Origin of the sequence: Streptomyces sp. NBC_00726 (assembly GCF_045161735.1) — a bacterium.
Taxonomy (GTDB): domain Bacteria; phylum Actinomycetota; class Actinomycetes; order Streptomycetales; family Streptomycetaceae; genus Streptomyces.
This window is the reverse complement of sequence record NZ_CP108983.1, coordinates 5,307,255-5,316,099: the sequence shown is the minus strand read 5'-3', so window position 1 is coordinate 5,316,099 and position 8,845 is coordinate 5,307,255. Positions and strand designations below refer to the sequence as shown.

6 protein-coding genes are annotated in these 8,845 nt (G+C 74.8%); 2 read left to right on the top strand and 4 right to left on the bottom strand.

From position 1 onward, the window contains the following. Positions 1–2: 2 nt before the first annotated feature. Together OG338_RS23840 and OG338_RS23835 are read left to right on the top strand one after the other, a co-directional pair. Positions 3–3,263, top strand: a complete 3,261-nt coding sequence (locus OG338_RS23840; protein WP_405939250.1) for a non-ribosomal peptide synthetase — start codon at positions 3–5, stop codon at positions 3,261–3,263. Next, complete coding sequence (locus OG338_RS23835; protein WP_405939249.1) at positions 3,260–5,308, top strand: beta-ketoacyl synthase N-terminal-like domain-containing protein; 2,049 nt, start codon at positions 3,260–3,262, stop codon at positions 5,306–5,308. The genes OG338_RS23840 and OG338_RS23835 overlap by 4 nt, the downstream gene beginning before the upstream one ends. Positions 5,309–5,369: 61 nt before the next feature. On the opposite strand, the gene OG338_RS23830 is transcribed toward OG338_RS23835, so the two are convergent. From OG338_RS23830 to OG338_RS23815, 4 genes are all read right to left on the bottom strand, one after another. Continuing rightward, positions 5,370–6,125: a thioesterase II family protein gene (locus tag OG338_RS23830; protein ID WP_405939248.1), complete on the bottom strand. Its 756-nt coding sequence runs from the start codon at positions 6,123–6,125 to the stop codon at positions 5,370–5,372. A 113-nt stretch (positions 6,126–6,238) separates the two neighbouring features. After that, positions 6,239–6,715, bottom strand: a complete 477-nt coding sequence (locus tag OG338_RS23825; RefSeq protein WP_405939247.1) for a hypothetical protein — start codon at positions 6,713–6,715, stop codon at positions 6,239–6,241. 19 nt (positions 6,716–6,734) lie between these two features. Continuing rightward, entirely contained in the window at positions 6,735–6,971 is a 237-nt protein-coding gene (locus tag OG338_RS23820; RefSeq protein WP_405939246.1) for a hypothetical protein, read from the bottom strand. A gap of 132 nt (positions 6,972–7,103) precedes the next feature. After that, positions 7,104–8,759 carry a carbohydrate binding domain-containing protein gene (locus tag OG338_RS23815; protein ID WP_405939245.1) on the bottom strand — a complete coding sequence of 552 codons (1,656 nt, stop codon included), beginning with the start codon at positions 8,757–8,759 and terminating at the stop codon, positions 7,104–7,106. Positions 8,760–8,845: the final 86 nt, after the last annotated feature.

Here is an 8,845-nt window from a genome sequence, read left to right as displayed (position 1 = left end):
CGATGACCACCGAGACCCTCTGCCTCGCCGGGCCGGCCGCCGACGAGGAGTACGAGTTCCCCGTCTCCGACGCCCAGGCGCGCCTGCTCGTGCTCGACGAACTGAACCCCGGCACCGCGCAGTACAACGTGCCCGCGGCGTTCGCCGTGACCGGACCGTTCGACGCCGGCGCGTTCGGCCGTGCGCTGGACGTCCTGGTCGCCCGGCACGAGGCGCTGCGCACCGTCTTCCGGGTCGCGCCCGACGGCACCCGGACCCAGCTCGTCCGCGCCACCGGCGGCGCCGCGCTCACCGTCGAGCGGAACGTGCCCGCCGGCCGGGCCGGGGAACTGCTGCGGCGGGACGCGGCCCGCCCCTTCGACCCGGGCACCGGACCGCTGCTGCGCGCCTCGGTGTACGCACTGGACGACGGCACCCATCGGGTGCTGCTCAACGCCCACCACCTGGTCTGCGACGGCTGGTCACTGGGCCTGATCCTCGGGGAGCTGGGCGCGGCCTACCGGGACGAGGCGGCCGGGCGGCCGCACAGCCCGCCCGAACCGCCCCTGCAATTCCCCGACGCGACCCTGTGGCAGCGCGGGCGGGCGGCCGCCGGGGAGCACGCGGCGGCGGTCGCGCACTGGGCGGAGTCCCTGCGCGGCGCACCCGCCGTCCTCGAACTGCCCACGGACCGGCCGCGTCCCACCGTGCGTTCGGCCGACGGCGGCTCGGTGCCGTTCGCGCTGGACGTCACCGTGCGGGCCCGGCTGGCCGAGGCGGCCGGTGCGGCCGGCGCGACCTCGTTCGCCGCCCTGTTCGCGGCGTACGCGGCGTTCCTGTGCCGCCTGACGGGCCGCACCGACCTGGTCGTCGGCTACCCGGTCTCCGGCCGTGAGCACGCCGACCTCCAGCACACCGTGGGGATGCTCGCCGGCACCCTCGCCCTGCGGGTGGACGTGGGCGGCGACCCGTCCTTCCACGAACTGACCGGCCGGGTGCGCGCCGCCCTGCGGGCCGCCGCCCCGCACCAGGAGGCCCCGTTCGAGGCGGTGGTGGACGCCCTCAACCCCGTACGCGAGCCGGGCCACGACCCGGTGGTGCAGGTCGTCCTCTCGTACGACGACGACACCGAACTCGCCCTGGACCTGGCCGGGACGGACACCCGGCGGCTCGCGCTCTCGCTGGACACCGCCAAGTTCGACTTCCATCTGCATGTGGAGCGCTGGGGCGAGGACCTGGCGGCGCAGTTCATCTACCGCACCGACCTGTTCGCCCCGGCGACCGCGGCCCGCTGGGCGGGCAACTTCCGTGCCCTGCTCGACGCCCTGCTCGCCGACCCGCACGCCCCGCTGTCGCGTCTCGACATGGTCCCGCCGGGGGAACGCCGGCTGCTCCTCGCGCAGAACGACCGCCTCGCGGACGCCGCCCCCGCCGGCCGGCTGGTGCCGGACCTGATCGCCGAGGTCGCGGCGGCCCGCCCGGACGCCACCGCCCTCGTCCACGACGGTGAACGCCTCGACTACCGGGCGCTGCTGGCGCGTGCCGACGCGCTGGCCGCGCGGCTGCGTGGTGCCGGGGTGCGCCCCGGCACCCGTGTCGGGCTGCTGCTGCCGCGCTCGGCCTTCCAGGGCATCGCCGCGCTCGCGGTGCTGCGGGCGGGCGGCGCGTACGTGCCGCTGGACCGGGCCCACCCCGACGACCGGCTCCGCGACATGCTCGCCACCTCCGGCACTGCGCTGCTCGTCACCTCGGACGCCACCACCACACGGGCCGGTGCGCTCGGCGTGCCGCAGCTGCGCGTCGACCACGTCCCGGCGGCCGAGCCGCCGCCCGTCCACGACGGCCCGGCCCCCGGCCCCGGCGACCTCGCCTACGTCCTGTTCACGTCGGGCTCCACGGGCCGCCCGAAGGGGGTCGCCGTGGAGCACCGCGCGCTGGCGAACCTCACCATGGCCGTGCGCCGCGCCTTCCCGGTCGAGGCCGGCGACCGGGTGCTCCAGTTCGTCGCGTTCGGCTTCGACGTCGCCGTGTCCGACCTGTTCTTCCCGTGGGTCGCCGGCGCCGAACTGCACGTACCGACCGAGGAGGAACGGCTCGGCGAGGCGCTGCTGGACCGGCTGCGCGACTCCCGTATCACTTACGTGTTCCTGCCGCCGTCCGCCGCCATGCTGCTGCCCGACATCCAAGGCGCCCTGCCCGACCTGCGCACCGTCGCGGTCGGCGGCGAGGCGTGCCCCGCCGAGCTGGTCGGGCGGCTGCACGCGCCGGGCCGGCGGGTCGTCAACGCCTACGGGCCCAGCGAGGTCAGCGTCTACTCGCACACCGCCGACCTCCTGCCGGGTGCCCCGGTGGTGCTGGGCCGCGCGGTGCCCGGCAGCCGCGCCTACGTTCTCGACGAGCTGCTGCGCCCGGTGCCCGTCGGCGTCACCGGCGAGATCTACGTGACCGGCGCGGGGCTCGCCCGCGGCTATGCCGGGCGGCCGGGCCTCACCGCCGAGCGCTTCGTCGCCGACCCGTTCGGCGCCCCGGGCACCCGGATGTACCGCACGGGCGATCTCGGGCGCGTCGACGCCGACGGCGCGGTCGCCTACCTGGGCCGTGCCGATCTCCAGGTGAAGCTGCGCGGTGTACGGCTCGAACTCGGCGAGGTGGAGTCGCTGCTGGCCGCCCACCCGGGGGTGCGGGTCGCCGCTGCGGCGGTGCGCGGCACGGGCGCGGACCAGCGGCTCGTCGCATATGTGGTGGGCCGGGACCCGGCCGCCGCGCCCGCCGACGACGTGCTCCGCGCCCACTTGGCCGAGCGGCTGCCGGCGTTCATGCTCCCGGAGGTCTTCGTACGCCTGGACGCACTGCCGCTCAGCAGCAACGGCAAGACCGACCGGGCGGCGCTGCCCGAGCCGTCCGTCACCCGGCGCGCCCCGGAGCCGGCCGGCGCGGGCCCCGGCACCCCGACCGAGCGGTTCGTCGCCGGGATCTGGGCCCGGGTGCTGACGACGGACCGGGTCGGCCTGCACGACAACTTCTTCGAGCTGGGCGGCAATTCCGTCCGCCTGGCGCGGGTCCTGGTCGCGCTCCGGGAGGCCGGCGCGGACGGGCGTCTCGGGCTCGTCGACCTGTTCCGCCTCCCCACGGTCGCCGCCCTCGCGGGCCGCCTCGACCAGATCCGTACGGACCGCCCCGCCGCCCCGGCGGACCCCGGCGGCTCCACCGCCCACGGCCGGGTGCGCCATCAGCGGCACGCCGCGGCCGGACGACTCCGCTCCCGGAAAGGCATGTCACGATGACCGAGCCCGCAGCCCCCGACACCCTCGACTCCGCCATCGCCGTCATCGGCATGAGCGGCCGCTTCCCCGGCGCGCCCGATCTGGCGGCCTACTGGCAGAACCTGCTGGCCGGGGTCGTCTCCGTCACCGATTTCACCGAGGCGGAACTCCTCGCCGACGGCGCCGACCCCGCCCAGGTCGCCGGCCGCGACCATGTGCCGTCCAAGGGCGTGCTGGAGGGCGCCGACCGCTTCGAGCCGGCCCTGTTCGGCTTCAACCGCACCGAGGCCGCCGTCCTCGATCCGCAGCACCGGCTGCTGCTGGAGACGGCGTGGTCGGCGCTGGAGGACGCGGGCCTGAACCCGCTCGGCGCGCCGGCGCGCACCGGCGTGTACGTCGGCGGCGGGGTCACCGAGCACATGCTGGCCGCGCAGACCGATCCGGCGCTCGCGGCGCAGCACGGCGCGCTCCAGACGCGCATCCTCACCGACCGTGAGTTCCTGGCGCCGTGGATCTCGTACCGGCTGGGCCTGGACGGTCCGAGCCTGACCGTGCAGACGGCCTGCTCGACCTCGCTGAGCGCGCTGCACCTCGCCTGCCAGGCGCTGCTGCTCGGTGACTGCGACACCGCGCTCGCCGGGGGCGTCGCCGTGGACTCCGTACGCAGGCGGGGCTATGTGCACTACGAGGGCGGGATCTTCTCGGCCGACGGCCGCTGCCGCCCGTTCGACGAGGCGTCGGGCGGGACCGTGCCGGGCAACGGCGTCGGTGTCGTCGTGCTGCGCCGGCTGGCGGACGCGCTCGCCGACGGGGACCCGGTCCGCGCGGTGGTCCGGGGCAGCGCGGTCACCAACGACGGCGCCGCCCGGGTCGGCTTCACCGCGCCGGGTGTGGACCAGCAGACGGCCGCGATCCGGGAGGCGTGGGCGTCGGCCGGTCTCGACCCGGCGGACGCCCAGTACCTGGAGGCGCACGGCACGGCGACGCGGCTCGGTGACCGGATCGAGGCGAGCGCCGCGGGCGCGGCGTTCGCGGGCGCCGGCACCGGGTCCGTCGCCCTCGGCTCGGTGAAGGCCAACCTCGGGCACCTGGACGCGGCGGCGGGCGTGGCCGGGGTGATCAAGACCGTGCTGATGCTGGAGCACGGTGTCATCGCCCCGACGGCGGGCGCGGGCCGCCCCAACCCGGAACTGGGGCTCGGCGACTCGCCGTTCCACGTGGTCACCGAGGCCGAGCCGTGGCCGGAGCCCGCCGGCGGGCCGCGCCGGGCCGGGGTCAGTTCCGTCGGCATCGGCGGCACCAATGTCCATGTGGTCCTGGAGCAGGCCCCGCCGCGCACCGCGGCCGCCGGGGCGCCGTCGGAGCGGGAGCCGGAGGCGCTGCTGCTGTCCGCGCACAGCGAGGACGCGCTACGGGCGCTCGCGGGCCGGCTCGCCGCCGCGCTGCGCGGCCCGGCGGCGCCGGACCTCGCCGACGTCGCCCGCACGCTGCGGCTGGGCCGTGCCCCGCTGGCGGTCCGCGGGTATGTGGTGGCCGGGGACCACGCGGAGGCCGCGGCACGGCTCGACGGGCTGGCCCTCGGCCGCCCCGGCGCGCGGCCCGGCGACCCGGCCGGGCCGCGTGCGCGGGGCGAGGCGTGGCTGCGGGGCGAGCTGCCGGACGGGCCGGACCGGGGCCGCCGTGTCTCGCTGCCCGGGTATCCGTTCGCCGGGGAGAGCTTCGGGGCGCTGTCTCTGGACGCGGTGCGGACTCCGGCCGGGGCGGTGGAGGCGCCGGAGAACACGGGGCCGGACGCGGGTCCGGACGCCGCGGTGCGGGCGCTGATCGTGGAGGCCCTGGGGCTCGCGGGCGAGCAGGACATGGGGATGACCTACTTCGCGGCGGGCGGTGACTCGCTGGCCGCCGTCCACCTGGTCGGCTGCCTGCGCGACGACCTCGGCCTCGATGTCCCGCTCACCCTGTTCCTGGAGGAGCTGACGCTGGACGAGCTGGCGCGGCGGATCGTCGCGTCGGGCAGCCCCGACGACGCGCTGGACGCGCTGCTCAGCGAGTTCGAGAACGTGTAGGGGCCAACGGCGGGAGGGGGCCGGCGGAACATCCGCCGACCCCCTCCCGCGTCGCGGTGGTTCAGTACGCCACGGGTGCCTTACGGACCCGTCCCAGGGCGCCCGTCACCAGCCGCACCACCTCCGGCAGCACGGCGTCCAGGTAGAAGTGGCCGCCGGGCAGGACGTGCGTGGTCAGGCCGACGGCCGTCTCCCGCTCCCAGGCGGCCAGTTCGGCCACGGGCACCCGTGGGTCGGCGTCGCCGCCCAGCGCCACCACCGGGCAGCGCAGCGGAGGCCCGGGCACATACGCGTAACGCCCGAGCAGCCGGTAGTCCGCGCGCAGCGGGGGCAGCGCCAGCTCCATCAGCATGGGGTCGGCGAGCAGATCCTCGCTCGTCCCGGCCAGCAGCCGCATCTCGGCGAGGAGTCCGTCGTCGGACAGCTCCTCCGACCAGCGTGCCGGGAGCGGCAGGGAGGGCCCGCCGCGCCCCGACACGAAGAGCGCAGCGGGCGGACGGCCCAGGTCCTGGAGCATCCGGGCCGTCTCGAACGCCAGCAGGGCGCCCATGCTGTGCCCGAACAGCGCGAGCGGCCGGTCCGCCGGGTCCGGCAGCTCCCGCAGCACCGCCCCCACGATCTGCTCCGCCCGCTCGGCCGGCGGCTCCCCGAAGCGGTCGTGCCGGCCCGGGTACTGCACCACCAGCGGGTCGAGCGTCCCGCTGACCGCGGCCGACAGGTCGTACTGGGCGGCGGCGGTGCCGCCCGCGTGCGGGAAGCACAGCAGCCGGACGGGTGCGTGGGGCGCGGGGTGGAAACGGCGTATCCAGTCGGCCATGGAACATCCCTCTCTCGGTCGTGGGGCCCGTTCGCCCCGTACATGCAACGAACGGGGCCCCGCACCGTTTCGCCCGGCGCGGGGCCCCTGCTGTTCCGGGTGGTGCCCACGGTCTACTCGGCCGCGGCCATCCACTCCTCCACCTGCTCCAGAGTGGTGTCCGGGCCGGCGACGAGAACCCTCAGCTCGTCGTCGTGCGGATTCAGGGTGACGACGGCGGGGCAGCGACGGCAGCCCTCGACGCCCACCTGGTTCCACCACTTGCACTGCGGGCGGAGGTGACACCGTGGCAGGGACCGCTCGTCCGCCCCGTCCTCCGGCGGGACGACGCGCATCCGCTCGATCAGGCCGCACGCGTCGCCCACCCGGTTCGCGCACTCCGACACGCAGTGCGAGGCGAACCGCAGCACCCGGTTGGGCGCGATGCCTTCCGGCACGGCGCCGAGGACATCGGCGGCCGGCACCGGTTCGGCCAGGTAGACGACCTCGCCGCCGTCGCCGGAGCGGACGCCGAGGACCACGCTCTCCGGACGACTCGCGTCGCCGGAGGGACACCAGTTCAGGGGCGCCTGCCCCGCGGACCCGTCCACGGTGGTCACCTCCGCACCCCTAGCAGCTCGCCGGTCGGACGTCGGTCGCGGTGACGACCATGCCGCCGATGACACCGTGGTCCACCGCGCCGTTCGCCTGTTCCACGGCGACGGCCTTGGCGAGGTTCGCGGCGAGCTGCTCCTGCGACGTGATCCGCTCGGAGCGCCCCGCCGCCGCGGCGGGCGCACTGCCCGCCGCGACCATCCCGGTGACCAGAGCCGCCGCAACCGCGGCCGTACGCAGACCCTTGTTCATCCTGCCCCTCCCATTCCCATTCGACGGATTGGTGCTGTGCCCCGACGCTAAGGCCGGGGCAGCTCCGCGACCGGCGGCCCGGGAGGCAGTTTCAGGGCAGCGGACGAGGGTCCACGTGCGGCTGGGATCCGGCTAGCGGTTCTGGAGCGACTTGACGTTGTCGCCGAAGGACCAGCCCTTCGAGCCGTCCCAGTTGAGGGACCACGTCATGAGGCCCTTGAGCGACCCGTTGAACGTGTTCCACGCCTGGCCGACCTGACCGGGCGCCATGTAGCCGCCGCCCGCGCCGGGCTGGGCCGGGAGGCCGGGCACCTGCTTGTCGTACGGCACCTTGATCGTGGTGCCCTGGATGGTCAGGCCGTTGTTGAGGCAGGTGGTCTGAGCGGCGAAGCCCTCCACGGTGCCGGCCTGGTACGAGTCGCCGGAGCAGCCGTACATGCTGCCGTTGTAGTACTGCATGTTGAGCCACCACAGCCGGCCGTTGTCGACGTACTTCTTGATGATCGGCAGGTACGCGCCCCAGATGGACCCGTACGTGACGCTGCCGCCGGTGACGTACGCGGTCTCGGGCGCCATCGTCAGGCCGAAGCCCGCGGGCATCTTGGCGAGCACACCGTCGATGATGCGGATCAGGTTGGACTGGGAGGCGGACAGCGTGTTGATGTTCCCGCTGCCGGACAGCCCGGTCTCGATGTCGATGTCGATCCCGTCGAAGTTGTACTTCTTGAGGATCGGGACGACCGTGTCCACGAAGCGGTCGGCGACCTGGCTCGACGACAGGTCGATGCCCGCGGTCGCGCCGCCGATCGACATCAGGAGCGTGGCGCCGTTCGCCTTCGCCTCACACATCTCCGCCGGCGTCGACACCTTCACGCCCGCGTCCATGCCGTCCTCCCACAGGACGGTCCCGTCCGAAAGGATGACCGGGAAGGCCGCGTTGATGACGTTGTACCCGTGCTGCGCGATCCGGCTGTCGGTGATGGGGACCCACCCCATACCGGGGTGCACCCCGTTCGACGCGCCGTCCCAGTTCTCCCAGTACCCCTGAAGCACCTTGCCGGCCGGCTTGGGCTTCGTGGCACAGGTGGCGTCGCCCGGCGGGTCGGTCGGCGGCGGCGTGGTCGGCGGATCGGTGGGCGGCGGGGTGGTCGGCGGGTCGGTGGGCGGGGGTGTCGTCGGCGGGTCGGTCGGCGGCGGCGTCGTGCCACCGGGACCGGTGAGCGACACATCGTCCGCCAGGTACGCGGGCGTCCCGTACCAGCCGTGCAGATAGACCGTCACCGACGTGGTGTTCGCACCGGTGGTGAAGCCGACGCTCAGCTCGCTGTACGAGGAGGAGTCGGGCGTCCACGTCTGCGGCTCGCTACTGGCACCGGTGCCACTGGCCCCGAGATAGACGTAACTGCCCTGGACGAACGCGCTCAGCGTGTACGCCGAGTTGGGCTGCACGCTCACCGTCTGACTGCACTGGGCGTTGCCGAGCCCGGACGGCGTCGCCTTCAACGCGGACGAGCCGGAGTGCACCGGACTGCTGACAGCCGCACCCGAGCCATCGGTGCAGGACCACCCCGAAAGCCCGCTCTCGAACCCGGAGTTGGTCACCAGATTGGCGGCATCGGCGGCCCCGGCCGACCCGGAACCGACCAGCGTGACACAGGCACCGATGACCGTGGCAGCGCTCACCCCGGCAATCGCACGGGTCAGTACGGTCGAACCGCGCCGGGCCCGGACGGCGGCCGAATGCCCGTCATCCACCCCGGGCAGCGTACGAATCCTCCGACGGAACATGCTGTGCTCCATTCTCGCCACGTGCCGTGGACGTGAGCGTGGGGGGGCGTGGCCGCACGGCCTCGAATGAACTGGAGAAACGCAGT